Here is a 20599-nt window from a genome sequence, read left to right on the forward strand (position 1 = left end):
CCCTTTGTCAACACATTCAAAAAACTTACATTTGGACACGCTTAATCAAAGTTAAAGCAACATCCGATATGAATGTACATGAATACCAGGGAAAAGAGATCCTGAAAAGTTTCGGGGTTACCGTTCAAGAGGGCATCATTGCCAACACACCCGATGAAGCAGTTGAAGCTGCAAAAAAACTTAACAGCCAAACCGGCACGGAATGGTGGGTGGTAAAAGCACAGATCCATGCAGGTGGTCGTGGTAAAGGTGGCGGTGTGAAGCTTGCAAAGTCCCTGGACGAGGTGAAGCAAAAAGCAACTGACATTATCGGTATGAACCTTGTGACGCCACAAACCGGTGCGGAAGGCAAAAAAGTTCATAAGGTTTTGGTTGCGCAGGATGTATACTATCCCGGTGAGTCAGAGACCAGCGAGTTTTATATCAGCGTTCTTCTCGACAGATCCAGCGGTAAAAATATGATCGTGTATTCTACCGAAGGCGGTATGGATATCGAAGAGGTGGCTGAGAAGACGCCGCATCTTATTTTCAAAGAAACGGTTGATCCGGCGGTAGGGCTGCAGCCATTCCAATGCCGTAAGGTTGCTTTTAACCTGGGCTTGACCGGCGATGCATTCAAACACATGACCAAGTTTATCGCCAGTCTTTATAAGGCATATGATGCAACAGACTCTGCGCTTTTTGAGATTAACCCGGCCCTGAAAACCTCTGATAATAAGATCCTGGCGGTTGATGCAAAAGTGAACCTGGATGATAACGCCCTTTATCGCCATGCAGATTATGCTGCCATGCGTGATGTACTGGAAGAAGATCCGGCTGAAGTAGAAGCGGGAGAGCATGGTCTGAACTTTATCAAACTCGACGGTGATGTGGGATGTATGGTAAACGGTGCCGGACTGGCCATGGCTACCATGGACATCATTAAATTGTCAGGTGGTGAGCCTGCAAACTTTCTGGACGTAGGCGGTACGGCCAATGCCGAGCGCGTTGAAAAGGCATTCCAGATCATTTTGAAGGACGCCAATGTGAAAGCGATCCTCGTAAACATATTCGGAGGTATCGTACGTTGTGACCGCGTAGCACAGGGTATCGTGGATGCCTACAAAAGTATCGGCGAGATCAAAGTGCCCGTAATTGTTAGACTTCAGGGAACCAATGCCGTTGAAGCCAAAAAGCTGATCGATGAGTCCGGCCTGAAAGTGCAATCTGCTATCCTACTTCAGGAAGCAGCAGAAAAAGTAGCACAAGCCATCAAAGGTTAATTTGATCCATATAGCCGCAGCATCCTGATGAAGAAGATACTGATCGCCAACCGCGGGGAAATTGCATTACGCATCATGCGAACCTGCAGGGAAATGGGCATCAGTACCGTGGCTGTTTTCTCCGAAGCAGACAGGGATTCTCCACATGTTTCCTATGCCGATGAGGCGGTGTGTATAGGCCCACCACCTTCTTCACAGTCGTACCTGAAAGGAGAAGATATCCTTAAGATTTGTAAGGAACGGAATGTGGATGGCATCCATCCCGGATACGGTTTCCTCTCCGAGAATGATAAATTTGCTCAGGCTGCAGAAGCGGCAGGGGTGATATTTATCGGTCCGTCGTCCCAGGCCATAAGGACAATGGGAAGCAAGCTAGCCGCAAAAGAAGCGGTAGCAGCCTATGACATTCCCATGATACCAGGCTCTAAAGGCGCGGTAACTGATGTGAAGGAGGCTACGAAGATTGCACAGGAGATCGGCTATCCCATCCTAATTAAAGCTTCCGCCGGTGGTGGTGGTAAGGGTATGCGGGTAGTCATGAAGGAAGAAGAGCTGAAGGAGCAAATGAATCTTGCTGTCAGTGAAGCAACTTCCGCCTTTGGCGACGGCTCTGTTTTTATTGAAAAATATGTTACATCTCCGAAGCACATCGAAATCCAGGTGCTTGCCGATAACCACGGAAATGTTGTTTACCTTTTTGAAAGAGAATGCTCCATTCAACGGAGGCATCAGAAAGTGATCGAAGAAGCGCCATCCATTGCCATTGATGAAGCCACCAGAAAAGCCATGGGCGAGGCGGCGGTAAATGTGGCTAAAGCCTGTGACTACAGTGGCGCCGGAACGGTGGAGTTTATCCTGGATGAGCAGAAGAACTTTTATTTTCTTGAAATGAATACCCGGTTACAGGTAGAGCATCCTGTTACGGAGATGATCACGGGAATTGATCTGGTCAGAGAGCAGATCCGTGTGGCCATGAACGAACCCCTCTCTATTGGTCAGGATGACCTGAAGATAAACGGACATGCCATTGAAGTGCGGGTTTACGCGGAAGATCCAGCCAACAAGTTTCTCCCCGATATAGGTACCCTTCATGTGTACCAAAAACCCTCCGGTCCCGGGGTGCGCGTGGATGATGGTTTTGAACAGGGTATGACCATCCCCATTTATTATGACCCGATGATTTCCAAATTGATCGTTCATGCGAGAAACAGGGACGAGGCCATTGGTCGCATGCTACGCGCGATAGCAGATTACCGTGTCGTTGGGGTTGCCACAACCCTGCCGTTCTGTGCATTCGTTCTGAGCCATGAAGCCTTTGTTACCGGTGCATTTGACACCCATTTTGTTGCCAACTATTTTACCCCGGAAAAACTTCGAAACGATATCCCGCAGGATCATCTGGAAGTTGGTGCCATCATGGCCGCTTTTGTCCGCGAAAGGGACAAGCAGCAAGCGGTTGATGTAAGACCCGATGTGGCTGCACCCTCACGGTGGAAGGCCAATCGCATGGGAAGATCATAAAACTTATCCCCTTCATTTACGTTAAAACGTTGTAATGTGCCATCTGTTTGGTGGTAGATTATCAGGTGCAGGTATTGCATTCTGGCATAGAATTGGATATATTATCACCATGAGATGGTTTGTAGTCATACTGTTTGTGCTGGCAGGTACCCTCCAGGGACTGGCCCAGGATACCATTTCCTTCAAGAATGGCGAACACAGGGTGCTGGCCGGACGGGTAGTTAACGGTGATACCATGTTGTATGCTTCCCTTCCCAGTGTGACCTTCTCTGCTCCAAGGGTATTTAAGAACGAAAAAGATTACTTGCGGTACAAAAAGCTTCTGCGCGATGTACGTAAAGCCTATCCATATGCGAAAATTGCAGGTGAGAAAATGCGGCAATATGCTGTTTTGCTCCAGGAAGTCGAAAAAGACAGCAAGAAGCGAAAATTAATGAAGCAGGCGGAACAAGAGCTTAAGGACGAATTTGAAGGAGACATCCGAAAACTCACCATGACCCAGGGACGAATCCTGATCAAGCTGATCGATAGGGAAACCGGGGATACCTCCTACGATATTATCAAGGATCTTCGCGGCGGCTTCTCTGCCTTCTGCTGGCAATCACTGGCACGCCTGTTCGGTAGTAACCTGAAGGATCGTTACGATGCCGACGGGGAAGATAAAATGATCGAGCAGATCGTTCAGGCCATTGAGGCCGGTGAGATATAATCAGCCGTTGTATTCGTTCAGTGCAACAATCCACTTCTCCGGTATGGGTACGGGTTTCGAAGTTTTATAGGAAAAGCATACGATCACAGTTATGGCATTGGCGACCTCAATTTCCTGGTCGCCATTTTTTTTGACCAATGAATAGGACATGTCAAAACTGGTGTTGCCCAATCTGCTTACCCATGTGTATATAACGATCTTGTCGTGCAGATAAACGGGGGCCTTATAGTTGATCTCTGCTCTTGCCAGGATCATGCCTTCAGAATCCCAGTCTATTTCTTTCCTGATCACCGCTTCAAAAAATCTGATCCGCGCATTCTCCAGCAGGCTGAGATAAACAGCATTGTTTACATGTCCCAGTGCATCAATATCCGCAAACCGTAATTCTACTTCGCTGGCATGTTTCATCGCATCATATGTTTGAAACAAAGTTATCATAACCGCCCATTCGAAACAAAGAGACTCCTCATCATAAATAAAAACTTTTCTTACGCTACGGTAAATCCAAGGCATGGATTAAGTATCATTGTTTCAAAATTCACGCGGAGGTGAATAATGTTTATATCCACTGATCAAATAAAACGTGAACTGGATGTTATCCTGAAGGGGAAATGGTCTACCAGCCATTTTGCCGGTTTTTCAGACCATCAGTACTATGCACCTCCAAGACAAGAGATAGAATTGTATCTCAAGTACAACCCCCTCCTTTTAAATCCCAATAGTCCGGTAGCAGGCACGGAAGGTTTTGATTGCGACGACTTTTCCTTTGCCTTGAAAGGACAGATCGCCTTGTTCAACCGCAACCGTGCCCATCAGCCGCACAGTTGGGCGGTCGGGCTCATTTGGGGACATTTACCTGGATTGAAAATCTGCACGCCATTAATTGGATTGTGACTGCAGATGCCGGGTATTTTCTTGTAGAACCACAAACCGGTAAACTCAGTGATTTTTCAGAATGTACAGGTAATGTGACCCTGGCAGTATTATAGCTTAACACAAAATCAGTCGTATGATGCATTCAAGAATTTTAGGATTATCCGTATTCCTCCTGACCAGTGTTTTTGCCAAAGCCCAGCATGAGGCTGAACTGGCACTTTCTCTGCAGCAACAACGAGCAAGTATTATTCAAAACGCGGCGAATGATCCGCAGTTTAAGCAGCTTCATGATTTCGCTACACAGAATAATTTTGCTCCGCTGAAATCAGTAGATGCAGAAACGATTGCCAATCAACTCGCGGCATTCAAGACTTCTCAAAACGCAAAGAACGGAACCACAGCAACGGAGGTGCCCAACAGCTTGGTGTCTTTGGTGGGACAGGTGCTCAGTCCACAATTGAATGAAGGTGAGTTGATCACCGCCCTTACCGAGGTGATCGTTAGCAGGGCGAAGGAAGAGCTGGCCATGGCATACTTTGACAGGTTGGCGTTAAGGATGGCGCAAACAGATACGTTGAAGCTGGTGGTAGGCTGCCAGGCAACAAAGACAAGCCCTTACCTTCAAACTTACCAGCTCAAATCATTGTTCCCTAATTTTTATTTGCTGATCAGGAACGGTCAGCAAAACCTGAACGGGCAGGTAGGGCACACATTGAAGGTGGCATTGGAAAAGGATATTCACGGGCTATATGATAATGTATCTGCCAATCTGATCCCTGCCTGCTTAAAACAGGATCCGGCGTATGCCCTGGTTGATATTGCGGTTTCATTGGTGGAAGGGTTAAGCGCCGGACAGCATCCGGCCACTGTGATGCGGAATATAAGGCCGGATCACAGTTCGGAGATGACCACAGCGGATCACTTGCTGAATGTGTTGGTAGGTGTGTCCGAAAGCATGCTGTCATCAAAGGGGCAGAATGAAACCTGGATGAAGCCTTCAGAACTTAATAAACTTGACAAACAGGGTTTGATCTATTATTTCAATCTGTTCTATCATAATCCGGATCATAAAGCCTCACTGAATGCTCTTGTGTCTGACATGACCGAGCAGCATATGCACAAACTGCTGAATTTGTGGAGTCATTTTTTTAGTATGGAAGCCATGATGCTTCAAGCCGGTCAGCAAAACGCGATGTCCGAAGCTCAGTTCTTCGGAAACAATGGAGCGGGCATACCATCGCCGGCCGCAGCAACAGTTAGCGATGAGAATAGGCTTGCTGCCATCACTGCCATGGTTCGCCAGTGGCTTGGTACTGTAAATCAATTACAGGATCTCTTGAATATTAAAGATGATCGAATCCGGAAAGGATTGGCCATTGCACCTTATGTTCTGGATCTTACCGATGAACTCGGAGAGCATCAATACAGTGCGGCTATTTTGTCTGTGTTTCGTGTGTTAAGCGAGTTGGTGCCTGAAGAAAGTGGTTTGTCTGCAGACCTGGTCAAATATCTTACGCTGGCAGCGGATGTAGCTGAAGCCAAAAGCACGGAGGATGCCAAAGATATTCTTGAAACCGCCATCCTTCCGGTGGGGAGTTACCGTATTAAACGCAGCGTTCCGAGAAGTTTGTTCCTGTCGTCATATGTTGGTGCAACGGGCGGATATGAATGGATGGATCATAATAAACTATCAGGTGTGTGTGCACCATACCTGGGCCCTTATTTACCTATAGGTATAGAATACTGCACCAGCAAAGGAACTGAGACACGCACTGCAGCCTCGCATTCAATCCTGTTCAGTCTTTTAGACCTGGGTGTAGTGGCGGGCTACAGCTTTATCAATGACAGCCAGGATTCCTCAGTCGCCATATCTTCCGTTCCTGAACTTAAACTGCAGAATATTCTTTCACCGGGTCTGTCTTATGTCTATGGCTTCCGGAATGCACCCCTTTCTATTGGTGCAGGCGTTGCTTTCAGTCCGCGTCTCCGTGAAATCTATAACAGTCAGGATGTTCAGGTTGGACTCGCCAATGGCTTGAGGCTTCAGCTTTCAGTGATGGTGGATGTGCCTCTGTTGAATTTGACAGTGGGAGGGAAGAAGAAGGGGAATTAAGAAATAAGAATTAAGAAATAAGAATGAAAGGTGGGGTCAGTTCGTTTTCCGATCCAGTTTTTCAAAGATGGATTGATGGCTTTTGAATTCGGGGACCAGGCTTTTCATGGTGGCAACAATGGCATCATTATCCTGGGTGTCGAATTGGTCGACCAGCTTTTCAATCGCTGACGCCACAGTTTCGAAATCATATTCTTTGACCCGGGCAATCATAATTCTTGGGTGGTGGGTAGGTATGGTATTCTCTTCGTTGGCCAACAGTTCTTCATACAATTTTTCACCGGGTCGCAACTGGGTGTATTCTATCTTGATATCCCGACCGGGTTCCAATCCTGAAAGACGGATCATCTTTTTCGCAAGGTCCTCGATCTTCACGGGTTGCCCCATATCAAAGAGATAAATTTCACCGCCCTGCCCCATAGCTGCCGCTTCAAATACCAGTTGGCCTGCCTCGGGAATGGTCATAAAGAAACGTGTGACTTCAGGATGTGTCACGGGGAGTGGTTTTCGTTCCTGGATCAGTTTTCTGAATCGCGGAATTACCGATCCGTTTGATCCCAGAACATTGCCAAAACGCGTGGTTATAAATGCAGTAGAGCTATGAGCATTGTATGCCTGGATATAAATCTCTGCGATCCGCTTGCTGGCCCCCATAACGTTTGTCGGATTCACCGCTTTATCTGTGGATACCATGACGAATTTCTTCACGCCGAACTTTACCGCAAGATCAGCGACAACCTTCGTGCCCAATACATTGGTCAATACGGATTCGGAAGGATTGTTTTCCATGACCGGAACATGCTTGTAGGCCGCCGCATGAAACACGATCTCCGGTTTAAGTGCGGTAAACAGGCGGTGCATTCGCGAATCGTTCCGGACATCTCCGATGACCGTCTCCACCATCTGTCCACCAGGTGCTTCTTTCAGTTCAAGTTCCAATTCGTAAAGCGGAGATTCGGCCTGGTCCAGAAGGATCAGTCTGGAGGGCTTAAATGCCATGGCCTGCCGCGCCAACTCGCTTCCGATAGAACCTGCCGCGCCTGTGATCAGTACCACCGCGCCATTCAAAAGGTTGCCAACGTTGGTCTGGTCAATGCTGATCGGTTCTCTTTCCAGAAGATCTTCAATGCGCATACTCCGGATCTGATTAGCGCTCAATTCTCCTTTGATCCATTGCTGTACCGGAGGCACATTAAAAGCTTTTACATGGTGCTTCAGACAGAGGTCTACGATCTCTTGTTTGCGCTCAGAAGATAATCGCTGAACCGAGATCACCAGTTGCCTTATATCACCCGATGCCAGCAACTCTTCCATTTTTGAACCCGGCCACACTGGTACACCTTCTACCTTCATTCCCGCCTTGCGCGGATCATCATCAATAAATCCCTTTACCCTGAAACCTGTCTCAGAATCACGTTCCAGACTTCTTTTGGTGATGAGGCCGGATTCCCCTGCACCGAAAATCAATGCATCGCTTCGGTCCTGACGGGACTGTCTGAGTTCAAGGTAAAGCACTTTTACCGCCAGCCTGAATGAGACCAGTGTGAACATGCACATGATATAATCAATGACGAGAATGGATCGGGGGATGAAGAAGGTCTTGTTGACAATAAAGTAGCTCACGCCGTTGCCAATGACAAAAAGAATACTTCCTGCGGTAACAATGGTAAATATCCTTTGGAGGTCGCGCGTTGAAGTGTATCTGACGACCATGACATGACTTCGTCCCACAACAAAGGACAGTATGCGCACAACCATCATAAAGGGTAAGACGAAACGAAGCGCTGCGATCTCATGGGTGGGAATGTGAAAATCGAACCTGAGTAAATAGGCCATGATCACCGAGAAGAAAGAAAGACACAGGTCGATGGATAAAACGATCCACCTGGAGGTTGTATGGCCGGTCAAATTCATAGTTCAGGAGGCTAAGATAACGCTTATTCATGGTCTTCAACTCCTAAGACTTGTTGAAAAGCACCGTTCTTTTATTCCGCAAATATTCTACCTTTGCCCGCTGAATGGTACTTTCTATAACCGTTTGTGAAGCGGTTATCATTCCTCACCTTTCTAATAATGACACTTATGAACGATACGACCGCTACAATGAAAGAAACCGCGCTAACCAAAAAGCACATTGAGTTAGGCGCCAAAATGGTTCCCTTTGCAGGCTACAATATGCCATTACAGTACAGTGGGCTGTTGGAAGAGCATCACAATGTTAGAAAGGCGGTAGGGGTATTTGATGTTTCGCATATGGGTGAGTTCATCCTCAGAGGACCTCATGCGCTTGATCTGATTCAAAAAGTAACTTCCAATGATGCGTCAAAACTCACAGAGGGAAAGGCGCAGTATTCCTGCCTTCCCAATACCAAAGGCGGAATTGTGGATGACCTGATCGTATATTGTCTGGGCAATGAAAATTATATGCTCGTTGTAAATGCTTCCAACATAGAGAAAGACTGGAACTGGATCAAAAGCCAGGATGAATGGCAGGTGGATATGGAAGACATTTCAGATCGTACCACCCTGCTGGCCATCCAGGGACCTAAGGCTGCTGAGGCTATGCAGTCCCTGACAGATGTAGACCTGGCCGGTATGGGTTTTTACACCTTTACCAAAGGCTCCTTTGCAGGCGTTGACAATGTGGTGATCAGTGCAACAGGGTATACCGGGTCCGGTGGTTTCGAGATATACTTTGACAATGCAAATGCCGATCGCATCTGGAATGCGGTATTTGATGCAGGAAAGAACTTCGGTATTCTGCCATGTGGATTGGGTGCACGGGATACCCTGCGTATGGAAATGGGCTATTGCCTGTATGGAAACGATATCGATGACACCACCTCACCTTTGGAAGCTGGTTTGGGATGGATCACCAAATTCACCAAAGAGTTTGTGAACAGCGCTGCGCTGCAAAAGCAAAAGGAGGAAGGTGTTCAACGCAAACTGGTCGGACTTGAAATGGTGGATCGTGGCATTCCACGTAAAGGATATCAGATCAAGGATGCAGATGGTAATGTGATCGGTGTGGTTACTTCGGGAACGCAATCACCATCGCTTTCCAAAGCAATCGGAATGGGTTATGTGGATAAGGCATTTGCTTCAGAAGGAACAGAGGTTTATCTTGACATACGAAATCAACCTATTAAGGCTACTGTAGCTAAGTTTCCATTTTATAAATCCTGATAAGGTTTGCCGGGAGAAGGAAAGAACGATGTGCTGGTAAGTTATACACCGGCAAATTTTCCATACTACGAAGCAGAAGATGCCATCGTGGTGGTGATCGATATTCTCAGAGCTACCTCTGCGATTTGTGCGGCATTTATCAATGGTGTGGCCAGGGTCATTCCCGTTAAGACGGTGGAAGAGGCGATAGCCTACAGAGAAAAGGGCTATCTGGCAGCTGCCGAACGTAATGGTGAAAAGGTGCCCGGCTTTGACATGGGAAATTCTCCGTACGATTTTCTGGAAGAAGACCTGAAAGGAAAGGAGGTGGTATTGACCACCACCAATGGTACGCAGGCATTGGCAGCGGCTTCCGGTTCTCATAAAGTAGTGGTGGGATCTTTCCTTAACCTGAGTGCCTTGTGTAAATGGTTGATTGAACAAGACCGAAAAGTGGTGTTGCTTTGTGCTGGCTGGAAAAACAAATACAATATGGAGGATTCAATCTACGCCGGTGCGGTCGTTGGTGAATTGCTTAAAAGCGAACGGTTCTCTACCACTTGTGATTCTGCCATTGCGGCATCCCATATCTTTGGAATTGCCAATTACGACCTCTACAGGTTCCTTGACTACTCGTCTCACCGCATCCGCCTGAGGCAACTGCAATTGGAAAAGGATATTCGATATTGCCTGCAGCGTGATATTACGGATATCATCCCCATTCTGGAAGGAGATGCCCTCGTGCCGCTGCGCAAGGCTCCCTCACGCTCTGCCGTATTTCAATAAATCGCTTGAGTAAGTTCGTTCGTCGAAAAATTGATTAGATTCATGGGGTAGAATGGAGAAGGTGAAACTTTTTTGTGCTTCCTTTGTATAAAATAAGGCCGAAAGAAAGGGATGTGCCAAATTTTCACCTCCGTATGATGGCGTAAGCCATTAACGTCCCCTCTTTCGGCTTTTTTATTTTAGAGCCATTGTTTACCTTCCGGCTTGCACTCCCCGATACATATTATCATTGCAGAACCCTTCCATTCAGGTTCACATAAATCCTGGATTGATGGCTTGGGTAAGTTTTGTGATTGCGATATTGAATTGCTGGCGCTTAAAGGCCGGCATTGGAAATGGCGCATGCACGGAGGGGCGGTGACCCTGGCAAAGAAACTGAGCCAATCGTCTTTCCGTCCCGATCTCATCATCGCATCTGACATGCTTGATCTACCATTGTTTCTGGCCCATACGCGACATCAGACAGCAAACGTTCCCGTTGCACTTTACATGCATGAGAACCAGCTGACCTATCCGTGGTCGCCGCAAGACAGGGATGTCAGGCTAAAGCGGGACCGGCACTATGCGTTTACCAACTATGCGTCTGCGTTGGTGGCAGACAAGGTTCTTTTCAACTCGGGCTATCATATGAACGTTTTCCTGGATGCCCTGCCTAAATTTTTAAAGGCATTTCCGGATCATCGGGAACTAGCCTCAGTGGAGGCGATTCGTAAAAAAAGTGAAGTACTGGAGTTGGCCTTGGATCTCAATGCACTAGATATTTTTAAATGCCCGAAAAACAGGAAGCCCGCGATACTTTGGAATCACCGCTGGGAATATGATAAGTCACCGGAGGATTTTTTTTCTGTCCTCTTCAGGTTGTCGGAAAAAGGGATGGACTTTGACCTGATCGTATTGGGTGAATCCGGTGATAAGTATCCTGTCATATTTGATGAAGCCAGACAACGTTTGTCTGCACACATCCTCCATTGGGGATATGCCAAAGATGCTGCGGAATACGCCGGGTGGCTTTGGAAGGCGAACATCTTACCCGTTACATCCCGCCAGGACTTTTTTGGCATGAGTACGGTTGAAGCAATGTATTGTCAATGTCATCCGATACTACCTGACAGACTTGCTTATCCCGGGCACATTCCGCATTCGGGAAGAAATGACTTTATTTATTCTTCACCGGAAATGCTGGAACATATGCTCATTGAATTGGTCTCAGGTGAAAAGGAATTGAAAGGGGCAGAAGCGAGGAGCTTTGTTTCCCGATATGACTGGAAGCAACAAGCCTCCACATACAACCGGATGTTCCGGCAGCTGGCTGCATCACCGGTTACCCCATAAAAAAAGACGGGAACCCTTCCTGTCTTTTTTTATTTAGCTTATATAGTATTAGTGCGTTGACCACTTTCTAAATATACCGTCCGTGTGTAGATTCGTTTTTAGATTTAGATATCCCTGGTTTTACGTCGGGATGACACGGCTGCTATGCATCATGGTAAGAATGGCAAGAGCGTCAGAATGCTGTCATTACTAAGTATGGTGAATTTCGGTGGTTGGGCGAAGGTTGTACCTTCGTCTGTCTATCCTGTAGCTTTAAGCTATATCCTTTGTCTTGGCTTTCGGTGATGGTAATAGAGGAAAAGTTCCCAGTAGAAAATACCAAAGCGGAACGCTTTGAAGATAAAAAGACGAAGGTGCAACCTTCGCCCAACACCTCAGGAGTTTTGTTTCCCGATATGACTGGAAGCAACAAGCCTCTAGATACAACCGGATGTTCCGGCAGCTGACTGCATCACCGGTTACCCCATAAAAAAAGACGGGAGGTGTTCCCGTCTTTTTCATTTTAATTCAGAAAGCGTTACAGTTTCTCTACCCAGCCATGTGGATCCGCGGCTTCACCTTTCCTGATCTTTTCAAGATCCTTGGCGATACCTTTGGATAGACTGTTGTCCATAGCGGTGGTCACATCATATAGTGTTCCTTCATGGCCAATGGTATGGATCGGAGCGATGGTTGCCGCCGTTCCGATACCGAAGGCCTCGCGCATTTTTCCGGCAGTGATGGCATCCAGGACTTCTTTTACTTCAATCCTACGCTCCTCTACTTTCACCCCACGGTCGCGTGCCAGGGTGAGAACGCTGTCCCGGGTGATTCCTTCAAGTATGGTTCCGGTTGAGGTTGGTGCGGTTACCAGCGTATCGTCTATGACAAAGGCGACATTCATGGCGCCGGCTTCTTCAATAAAGCGGTGTTCTTTTGAATCTGTCCAGATCACCTGGTGGTAACCTTCATCCTGTGCAATCTTCTGCGGGTACATGGCGCCACCATAGTTGCCTGCTGCTTTTGCATATCCAACGCCGCCATCAGCAGCCCTGGAATATTTTGTTTCAATCTTAAGCTTCAGCGGTGCACTGAAAAAAGCAGCCACCGGGCATGTAATGATCATGAATGAATAGGTCTTGGAAGGCCTGACACCCAAAGTCTGATCCGTAGCAAACATAAAAGGTCTGAGATACAGGGAATGTCCTTCTTTGGAGGAAACCCATCCTTCATCCACCCGAACCAGCTCTTTCAGTCCATCAATAAAAATGGATTCAGGAACAGAAGGCATGCACATCCTATCGGCGGAACGGTTCATGCGCTCCATGTTTGCCCGGGGCCTGAACAGCAATATCTCACCCGCACCATTGCGGTATGCTTTCATCCCTTCAAAGATCGCCTGACCGTAGTGTAAACTCACCAGACCAGGATTAAAGGTGATGGAGCCGTAGGGAATGATTCGAATATCCGTCCATTGTTCTCCATTATAATCAGCCACCAGCATGTGGTCTGAAAAAGTCTGACCGAATACGAGGTTATCGAAATCCGTTTGTGGCAACCTTGAGCTCGCTACTTTGGTAACCGCAATGTTTTGTGTAAGCGTTGACATAACTCTACTAAGTTTAGTTCCGGGTGAATATACGTAATTCGATAAAATTGGTGACGCCTTTTTCCCGGAAATCCGTGCTATTCATATAACAGCTGTCAATTTGTCGCCTAAATGCTTCATGGCACAAGCTTTGAAAATCAACGTTTCTAAAAAAAGATATCATGCAAAAAGGAAGTATTCACGTTCAGTCGGAGAACATTTTTCCCATCATTAAGAAGTTCCTGTATTCGGATCATGAGATTTTTCTAAGAGAACTGGTCTCCAATGCAGTTGATGCCACTCAGAAGCTGAAAGCCCTGGCCTCGATTGGTGAGTTCAAAGGAGATCTGAATGAGACCCATATTGATGTGGTGCTTGATCCCAAGGCCGGAACCCTGACTGTTAGGGACCGTGGTATTGGGATGACAGATAAAGAAGTGGACAAATACATCAATCAGATCGCATTCTCCGGTGCGGAAGAGTTTCTGAAGAAATATAAGAATAAGGCAGAAGGTACTGCTATGATCGGTCACTTCGGTCTTGGTTTCTATTCTTCCTTTATGGTGGCGAAGTCCGTAGAGATTATTTCCAAATCCCATAAAAAATCCAAAGCGGTTCATTGGACATGCGACGGAAGTCCGGAATACCAGCTGGATGAAAGTGATAAAAAGGAGCGCGGTACCGATATCGTTCTCCATATCAATGATGACTCAAAGGAGTTTCTTGAAGAAGGTCGCATCGGCACCCTGCTGGACAAGTATTGCAAGTTCATGCCGATTCCGATTTATTTCACCGTGGTGGGGAAAGAAGAAAAGAAGGATAAAGGGGACGAAAAAGAAGAAGCGCCTTCATCTATTAATAACCCGGAACCTGCATGGACAAAGAATCCGGCAAAGCTGGAAGACAAGGACTACAAGGATTTCTACCGGGAACTTTACCCCATGACCTTTGAAGAGCCGCTCTTTCATATCCATTTGAATGTGGATTACCCTTTCAATCTAACCGGTGTCCTGTACTTTCCGAAACTCAAGAACAACCTGGAGTTTCAACGAAACAAGATCCAGCTATACTGCAACCAGGTTTTCGTAACCGATAATGTGGAAGGCGTCGTACCGGAATTTCTGGCACTGATGCATGGGGTGATCGATTCCCCCGATATCCCGCTTAACGTATCCCGGTCTTATCTGCAAAGTGATGGTAATGTCAAGAAGATCTCAGGTCATATCTCCAAAAAGGTAACGGACAAACTGGAGGAGATGTTCAAAAAGGACCGGAAGGATTTTGAAAGCAAATGGGATGACATCAAGATATTCATAGAGTATGGCATGGTGGCCGATGAGAAATTCTTTGAGCGCGCCCGGAAGTTCGTATTGGTGAAAAATACCGACGGTAAATACTATACACTTGATGAATTCAGTGAACAGATCAAACCATCACAGACGGACAAGGATGGCAAGCTGGTATACCTTTACGCAGCCAATGCCGATGAACAACATGCTTACATTGAAGCAGCAAAGGATCGCGGTTATGAAGTATTGGTATTGGATAGCCCGTTGACCGGCCATTTCGTTGGCAAGCTCGAACAAAGCCTGGAAAATTCATCTTTCGTCAGGGTTGACAGTGATACCCTGGATAAGCTGATCGCCAAGGATGATGAGCTTCCGTCCAAACTTTCCGAAGAACAACAAGGACAGATCAAACCCATTATAGAAAAACTGGTGCCTGCGGGAAAGTTCCAGGTTGTGTTTCAGAACCAAAGTGAAAGAGAAGATCCGATCTCTGTCATCCAACCGGAATTCATGCGCCGCATGCGTGAAATGAATGCCGTGGGTGGAGGCGGTTTCATGGGGTCTTTGCCGGAAACCTATAACCTTGTGGTGAATACCAACCACCCATTGATCGGAAAGATATTGGTTGAGTCGGATGAGCAGAAGCAATCCGCCCTGGCAAGACAGGCCACTGACCTGGCTCTTCTAAGGCAGAATATGTTGAAAGGAGAGCAACTGACCCACTTTATCAAAAGAAACCTTGAGGCTTTAACATAAGGTAAACCAAGGGAACATCGAATTGGCTACCTTTGCGCTATGACACTCATTACATCAATCTCAGGTATCAGGGGGACCATCGGCGGAAAAGCCGGTGAAGGGCTAACACCTCCCGACATTGTGAAGTTCACGTCGGCATTCGCCGGCATGGTAAAACAGCAGGCCAATAAAAAACGCTGTAAGGTGGTGATCGGCAGGGATGCCCGGATCTCCGGAGAGATGGTCAGTCAGCTTGTTTCCGCAACACTTTGCGCAATGGGTATGGATGTGATCGATCTCGGGCTCAGCACCACACCAACCGTAGAAATGGCCGTACCTGAACTGAAGGCTGATGCAGGCATTATTCTTACCGCCAGTCATAACCCGATCCAGTGGAATGCACTGAAGCTTCTCAATAGTAAAGGAGAGTTCATTTCCGGCGCAGAAGGGGAGAAGTTGCTGGAGCTGGCAGCGCAAGGTACTTTCTCATTTAATGAGGTGATGGAACTCGGATCGTATTCTCAGGAAACCGATAGCATCAAAAAACATATTGACGCCATTCTTGCCCTTCCTCTGGTAGACAAAGAAGCCATCGCCGCCAGGAACTTTAAGGTGGCAGTGGATGCGGTGAACAGCACCGGAGGGATTGCAGTGCCAGCCCTTCTGGAAGCTTTGGGAGTGAAGCAGGTTGAAAAACTGTATTGTGAACCTACCGGGCATTTCCCTCATAACCCGGAGCCCTTGCCCGCTCATTTGACGGATATTTCTGCAACGGTGAAGGACAAAGGTTGCGACGTGGGCATCGTGGTTGATCCGGATGTAGATCGACTGGCAATGGTTTGTGAAGACGGTTCGATGTTCGGAGAAGAATACACCCTTGTGGCTGTGGCAGATTATGTGCTCAGGCATACGCCCGGAAATACGGTCTCCAATATGAGCTCTACCCGTGCTTTGCGCGATGTAACTGAAGCAAGCGGCGGTGAATATTTTAGTTCTGCAGTAGGTGAAGTGAATGTGGTGACCATGATGAAGGAAAAAAATGCGGTCATCGGCGGCGAAGGAAATGGTGGTGTCATCTATCCGGCATTGCATTATGGTCGCGACGCCCTTGCAGGGATCGCTCTTTTTCTCACCCACCTTGCAAAATGCGGAATGACCTGCACGGAACTCCGGAAATCCTATCCTGATTACCATATCTCCAAGAATAAGATTGAATTGGATCCATCTGTCAACGTTGATGACTGGCTTGGGAATGTCGTTAAACTTTATGACGGTCAGCCCATGAACCTTATAGACGGGGTGAAGATCGAGTTCGGGAAAGAATGGGTACACCTGCGTCGTTCCAATACCGAACCCATCGTGCGCGTGTATGCCGAAAGTGAAAGTGCAGAAAAAGCAGACGCATTGGCCCGTGAGGTGATGGATCGGGTATCATCGCCCACCCATGGCTGATCAGCCACGTATCTACTTAGACAATGCGGCCAGCACCCCTCTTGATCCCGAGGTGCTGGATGCCATGATGCCTTATCTCAAAGGTGGATATGGAAATCCATCATCTATCCATCATGCAGGCCGGGAAGCGCGCGCTGCTATTGAAAAGGCCAGGAAGCAGATGGCTGCTTTTCTTGGGGTTTCTCCATCAGAAATTTATTTTACATCCGGCGGAACCGAAGCGGATAATTTTGCACTCCGGATGAGCGTAGAGGGCTTGGGTGTAAAGAAGATCATCACCTCACCGGTAGAACACCATGCTGTTTTGAATACAGCCCTGGATCTTGCCAGGCAAGGAAAGGTCGTGTTGGAATTGTTACCCTTAGACAAGCAAGGCCGGCCGGAGTGGGAGGGACTGCTGGATCGGGATTATAAAGAAACAACACTTGTGAGTCTGATGCATGCCAACAATGAATTGGGAACGGTATTGCCTCTTAAGAAACTCGCTCCCGGATTGAAGGAGAAGAATGTTCTTTTTCATTCGGACATGGTGCAGACCATAGGTCATTTTGATATCAATCTGACCGATCTTGAAGTCGGTATGGCATCCGCATCAGCACACAAATACCATGGACCCAAAGGTGCGGGTTTTCTGTTTGTGCATTCCGATATACCTGTTACACCCATCCTTACCGGTGGGGCTCAGGAGCGTAACCTGCGGGCAGGCACCGAAAATGTACCCGGTATCATCGGCATGGCTAAAGCTTTGGAATTAGCCTATCGGGACATGCAGGTTCATCGCAAGCACATTGAAGGATTAAAGGACCGGCTTCGCACATCGATCATGAAGCAATACCCGGAAGCCATTATTAATGGAGACGACAGCGACAAAGCGTTGTACACCATTCTGAGCGTGACTTTTCCGGAAATGGCAAACCAGGAGATGCTGCTGTTTCAACTGGATATACTGGGGCTGGATGTTTCAGGGGGAAGTGCCTGTACTTCCGGAAGCCATAAAGGATCCCACGTACTTGAAGCGATTCAAATCAATCAGGATCATCCTACCATTCGTTTTTCTTTCAGCAAGTACAATACGGAAGAAGAAGTGGACCGGACGATGGGGTTGTTGAAGGAGGCGGTGGGTAGTAGGCAGTAGGCAGGAGGCAGGAGGCAGGAGGCAGGAGGCAGGAGGCAGGAGCTACAGCGCACTGCCGCAGAACTTGCAATACAATGCATCTGGTTCATGGCCTTCCCGGGCACATTGCGGGCAGCTTTGTGTGGATATTTTCTCCGGCGTTTTTGACTTAGTATGTACCATCTCTGCAGACACGATTCCTGTGGGTACGGCGATGATGGCATAGCCGAGGATCATGATGAGTGAAGCTACGGTCTGGCCCAATGCGGTTTGAGGTGCGACATCTCCGTAGCCAACAGTGGTGAGGGTTACAATGGCCCAGTAGACGCTTTTGGGGATGCTGGTGAAGCCATTTTGTGGTCCTTCGATCAGGTACATCAAAGTTCCAAGAATGATGGTAATGCACGAAACGGTTGTCAGAAAGAGGATAATCTTATAACGTGATGCCTTCAGGGCATCTGTCAGACTGCGTGCCTCCCCTAAAAATTGTGCAAGCTTCAGAATTCTGAATACCCTGATCAGCCGTATCGTTCTTACCACTAAAAGGGCCTGGCTTCCGGCTACAAGAATAGCGAGATAGGTGGGGAGGATGGAAAGCAAATCCACCATCCCGAAAAAGCTAAAGGCATATTTCCAGGGTTTTCCCGTGCAAACCAGCCGTGCAATGTATTCCAGCGTAAACAGAATAGTAAATACCCACTCCAACGCTCTCATTAAATCCCGATGGTGCGATGCAATGGTGGGAACACTTTCCAGCATGACCACACCTACACTGAGAACAATGGCAACAAGCAATACGATATCAAACAGTTTGCCTCCGAAGGTGTCCGCTTCGAAGATCACCACCTGCATTTTTCTTTGCCACGGTTTCAGCGTCATGTTCAGTAATAGGCGTTAATTCGCGTGACCACTTCGGTTTGATGTCAGGCAATAATTAATACTCAGGGTGATCAGCATATGCTGTGAGAATGCCTTTCTGTTCCGTTCAATAATAAACACATGGTTGGAAACGTAAGCTTCCAGTTCACTGTTAAAATGCCACATATATTGGCCGGATAAGGCAGCATAAAGCTGATTGGTTAACTCAACCTCAGCACCAAGGCCACCTTGAGAAGTTGAACTGAACCTTTGTCGCGATATACCGCCTTTATCGGCGTGTCGCATTGTTGAGTAAGCCAATCCGTACCCCGCGAGGATAAACGGTTGTATGTTATTCCACGGCTGAATGGGGTAAAACATAAGCACACCACCGGTGTGGATGTCGGTTCTTTTGGCAATGTCAGCAATATCGGTGATGATCATGTCCCCGAATAATTTGGTATTCCAACGGTTACTTCGCTTAAGCCCGATGTGAACACCGAATCCTCTTCCTGTATAGCCTTGTGTAACGCCCACCGTGGTGCGCATGCCAAGGTAAAGCTGAGATGATGTTTGCATAAGACTGTCTTGTGCGAGTACAGTCTGGCATAGCATCATTGCCATAATGAGCGCCGGGATTATATATCGCTTCATTCTGCCTCGTTCAAAGATTTGTCAATGATGGCGCACGCCTGATCTATCTGTTCAAGGGTAATGGTCAATGGTGGCGCAATCCGGAGAGCGGTATCGCAAAACAGGAACCAATCGGTGAGTAATCCGTTCTTTAATGCCTGATCACAAGCTTTCTCGCGAAGAGCGGTATTTCCTAGCTCCACCGCCAGCATCAATCCACTTCCACGTATTTCCTTTATTAGGGGATGACTGAGGTTTTCACGAAATCGTTTTTCTTTCTCAGCCACCGTATCCATCCATCCTTCGGAAATCAGTGCTTGCATATGTGCCAGTCCGGCAGCACACGACAATGGATGTCCGCCAAAGGTGGTGATATGGCCCAATGCCGGATCGTGACTCAATACGTTCATGACCTGCCCGGACGCAATGAAAGCTCCAAGGGGCATGCCACCACCCAAAGCTTTGGCCAGAACAAGGATGTCGGGTATCACATCATACGATTGATGGGCATACAAATGCCCGGTACGACCGAAGGCGGTTTGTGACTCATCGATAATCAGCAGGGCGCCAAACGCTGTGCATCTTTCGCGCAGCCTTTTCAGAAAAGAAGGGGTTGCGTTCCTGACTCCGGCTTCACCCTGGATGACCTCGACAATAACAGCTGCCGTATTATGATTAATAAGTTCAGCTGAGACCTCTTCATTGAATACCCCATGAAAGACACCCGGCAGCAGGGGGCCGAACCCGGATTTCAAAGCATCGTTTCCCGTAACACTCAGGGCACCGTGTGTACTTCCGTGATATGCCTTTTCGAATGCCAGTATTTCAGTACGTCGTGTATATTTCTTGGCAAGTTTTAAGGCACCTTCTACGGCTTCACTACCAGAATTGGTAAAGTAAACATTGTTGAGAGAGGAGGCCAGATGTTCGGTTAGTAATTTGGCAAAGGCCAATTGTTTTTCCTGAACAAACTCACCATATACCATGGCGTGCAGGTAGTGATCCAGGTGATCTTTTAATGCCTGAATGATGCTTGGGTGACGGTGTCCGAGATTATTTACAGCGATACCGCTGATCAGATCAATATACTGTTTGTTGTTGCGATCCCTGAGATAAATGCCTTCAGCATCAAGGATGTCAAGCCCGATAGGTTTCGGACTGGTAGGGGCTAGCGGTGATGTTGCCAT

17 protein-coding genes are annotated in these 20599 nt (G+C 47.5%); 11 read left to right on the forward strand and 6 right to left on the reverse strand.

What is annotated here, in order from left to right:
- Positions 1-68 precede the first annotated feature (68 nt).
- From sucC to KDD36_05030, 3 genes are all read left to right on the forward strand, one after another.
- Positions 69-1262: an ADP-forming succinate--CoA ligase subunit beta gene (sucC, locus tag KDD36_05020; protein MCB0395989.1), complete on the forward strand. Its 1194-nt coding sequence runs from the start codon at positions 69-71 to the stop codon at positions 1260-1262.
- Between the two features lie 27 nt (positions 1263-1289).
- Entirely contained in the window at positions 1290-2783 is a 1494-nt protein-coding gene (accC, locus tag KDD36_05025; GenBank protein ID MCB0395990.1) for an acetyl-CoA carboxylase biotin carboxylase subunit, read from the forward strand.
- Between the two features lie 109 nt (positions 2784-2892).
- Positions 2893-3492 carry a DUF4294 domain-containing protein gene (locus KDD36_05030; protein MCB0395991.1) on the forward strand — a complete coding sequence of 200 codons (600 nt, stop codon included), beginning with the start codon at positions 2893-2895 and terminating at the stop codon, positions 3490-3492.
- Here the strand turns inward: KDD36_05030 and KDD36_05035 are convergent, their stop codons facing one another.
- Complete coding sequence (locus tag KDD36_05035; GenBank protein ID MCB0395992.1) at positions 3493-3900, reverse strand: acyl-CoA thioesterase; 408 nt, start codon at positions 3898-3900, stop codon at positions 3493-3495. It abuts the gene before it with no gap.
- A gap of 147 nt (positions 3901-4047) precedes the next feature.
- Here KDD36_05035 and KDD36_05040 point away from each other — a divergent pair, with 147 nt between their 5' ends.
- Positions 4048-4386, forward strand: coding sequence for a hypothetical protein (locus KDD36_05040; GenBank protein MCB0395993.1), 339 nt, complete (start codon positions 4048-4050; stop codon positions 4384-4386).
- 115 nt (positions 4387-4501) lie between these two features.
- Complete coding sequence (locus KDD36_05045; protein ID MCB0395994.1) at positions 4502-6481, forward strand: hypothetical protein; 1980 nt, start codon at positions 4502-4504, stop codon at positions 6479-6481.
- Positions 6482-6517: 36 nt separating this feature from the next.
- Here KDD36_05045 and KDD36_05050 read toward each other — a convergent pair whose 3' ends face one another.
- The gene (locus KDD36_05050; protein ID MCB0395995.1) at positions 6518-8395 is read right to left on the reverse strand and encodes a polysaccharide biosynthesis protein; all 1878 of its coding nucleotides are present in this window, start codon (positions 8393-8395) and stop codon (positions 6518-6520) included.
- A gap of 189 nt (positions 8396-8584) precedes the next feature.
- Between KDD36_05050 and gcvT the strand changes: the two genes are divergently transcribed.
- The 3 genes from gcvT to KDD36_05065 all read left to right on the forward strand — a co-directional run bounded on the left by gcvT (position 8585) and on the right by KDD36_05065 (position 11764).
- Positions 8585-9667, forward strand: a complete 1083-nt coding sequence (gene gcvT / locus KDD36_05055) for a glycine cleavage system aminomethyltransferase GcvT (protein MCB0395996.1) — start codon at positions 8585-8587, stop codon at positions 9665-9667.
- A gap of 6 nt (positions 9668-9673) precedes the next feature.
- Positions 9674-10432: a 2-phosphosulfolactate phosphatase gene (locus tag KDD36_05060; protein MCB0395997.1), complete on the forward strand. Its 759-nt coding sequence runs from the start codon at positions 9674-9676 to the stop codon at positions 10430-10432.
- Between the two features lie 204 nt (positions 10433-10636).
- Positions 10637-11764: a DUF3524 domain-containing protein gene (locus KDD36_05065; protein ID MCB0395998.1), complete on the forward strand. Its 1128-nt coding sequence runs from the start codon at positions 10637-10639 to the stop codon at positions 11762-11764.
- 517 nt (positions 11765-12281) lie between these two features.
- Here KDD36_05065 and KDD36_05070 read toward each other — a convergent pair.
- Positions 12282-13331, reverse strand: a complete 1050-nt coding sequence (locus tag KDD36_05070; GenBank protein ID MCB0395999.1) for a branched-chain amino acid aminotransferase — start codon at positions 13329-13331, stop codon at positions 12282-12284.
- Positions 13332-13513: 182 nt separating this feature from the next.
- On the opposite strand from KDD36_05070, the gene htpG reads away from it, so the two are divergent.
- The 3 genes from htpG to KDD36_05085 are packed head-to-tail and all read left to right on the forward strand — an operon-like array spanning position 13514 to position 17942.
- Complete coding sequence (gene htpG / locus KDD36_05075) at positions 13514-15376, forward strand: molecular chaperone HtpG (protein MCB0396000.1); 1863 nt, start codon at positions 13514-13516, stop codon at positions 15374-15376.
- 39 nt (positions 15377-15415) lie between these two features.
- Positions 15416-16807: a phosphoglucosamine mutase gene (glmM, locus tag KDD36_05080; GenBank protein MCB0396001.1), complete on the forward strand. Its 1392-nt coding sequence runs from the start codon at positions 15416-15418 to the stop codon at positions 16805-16807.
- On the forward strand, positions 16800-17942 hold the full coding sequence (locus tag KDD36_05085) for a cysteine desulfurase (GenBank protein MCB0396002.1): 1143 nt from the start codon (positions 16800-16802) through the stop codon (positions 17940-17942). The genes glmM and KDD36_05085 overlap by 8 nt, the downstream gene beginning before the upstream one ends.
- Before the next feature lie 42 nt (positions 17943-17984).
- Here KDD36_05085 and KDD36_05090 read toward each other — a convergent pair whose 3' ends face one another.
- The 3 genes from KDD36_05090 to KDD36_05100 are packed head-to-tail and all read right to left on the reverse strand — an operon-like array spanning position 17985 to position 20599.
- Complete coding sequence (locus KDD36_05090; protein MCB0396003.1) at positions 17985-18800, reverse strand: ion transporter; 816 nt, start codon at positions 18798-18800, stop codon at positions 17985-17987.
- Between the two features lie 15 nt (positions 18801-18815).
- On the reverse strand, positions 18816-19433 hold the full coding sequence (locus tag KDD36_05095) for a hypothetical protein (protein ID MCB0396004.1): 618 nt from the start codon (positions 19431-19433) through the stop codon (positions 18816-18818).
- The gene (locus tag KDD36_05100) at positions 19430-20599 is read right to left on the reverse strand and encodes an aspartate aminotransferase family protein (protein ID MCB0396005.1); all 1170 of its coding nucleotides are present in this window, start codon (positions 20597-20599) and stop codon (positions 19430-19432) included. The genes KDD36_05095 and KDD36_05100 overlap by 4 nt, the downstream gene beginning before the upstream one ends.

The sequence above is a fragment of the Flavobacteriales bacterium genome (assembly GCA_020435415.1).
Lineage (GTDB): Bacteria > Bacteroidota > Bacteroidia > JACJYZ01 > JACJYZ01 > JACJYZ01.

What these genes read in the sequence shown, in the direction of transcription:
- gcvT (MCB0395996.1), top strand. Translation starts at nt 8,585, where the DNA reads ATGAAAGAAACCGCGCTAACCAAAAAGCACATTGAGTTAGGCGCCAAA.
- glmM (MCB0396001.1), top strand. Translation starts at nt 15,416, where the DNA reads ATGACACTCATTACATCAATCTCAGGTATCAGGGGGACCATCGGCGGA.
- sucC (MCB0395989.1), top strand. Translation starts at nt 69, where the DNA reads ATGAATGTACATGAATACCAGGGAAAAGAGATCCTGAAAAGTTTCGGG.
- KDD36_05040 (MCB0395993.1), top strand. Translation starts at nt 4,048, where the DNA reads ATGTTTATATCCACTGATCAAATAAAACGTGAACTGGATGTTATCCTG.
- KDD36_05045 (MCB0395994.1), top strand. Translation starts at nt 4,502, where the DNA reads ATGATGCATTCAAGAATTTTAGGATTATCCGTATTCCTCCTGACCAGT.
- KDD36_05050 (MCB0395995.1), bottom strand. Translation starts at nt 8,395, where the DNA reads ATGAATTTGACCGGCCATACAACCTCCAGGTGGATCGTTTTATCCATC.
- KDD36_05095 (MCB0396004.1), bottom strand. Translation starts at nt 19,433, where the DNA reads ATGAAGCGATATATAATCCCGGCGCTCATTATGGCAATGATGCTATGC.
- KDD36_05030 (MCB0395991.1), top strand. Translation starts at nt 2,893, where the DNA reads ATGAGATGGTTTGTAGTCATACTGTTTGTGCTGGCAGGTACCCTCCAG.
- htpG (MCB0396000.1), top strand. Translation starts at nt 13,514, where the DNA reads ATGCAAAAAGGAAGTATTCACGTTCAGTCGGAGAACATTTTTCCCATC.
- KDD36_05035 (MCB0395992.1), bottom strand. Translation starts at nt 3,900, where the DNA reads ATGAAACATGCCAGCGAAGTAGAATTACGGTTTGCGGATATTGATGCA.
- accC (MCB0395990.1), top strand. Translation starts at nt 1,290, where the DNA reads ATGAAGAAGATACTGATCGCCAACCGCGGGGAAATTGCATTACGCATC.
- KDD36_05090 (MCB0396003.1), bottom strand. Translation starts at nt 18,800, where the DNA reads ATGACGCTGAAACCGTGGCAAAGAAAAATGCAGGTGGTGATCTTCGAA.
- KDD36_05085 (MCB0396002.1), top strand. Translation starts at nt 16,800, where the DNA reads ATGGCTGATCAGCCACGTATCTACTTAGACAATGCGGCCAGCACCCCT.
- KDD36_05100 (MCB0396005.1), bottom strand. Translation starts at nt 20,599, where the DNA reads ATGGCAACATCACCGCTAGCCCCTACCAGTCCGAAACCTATCGGGCTT.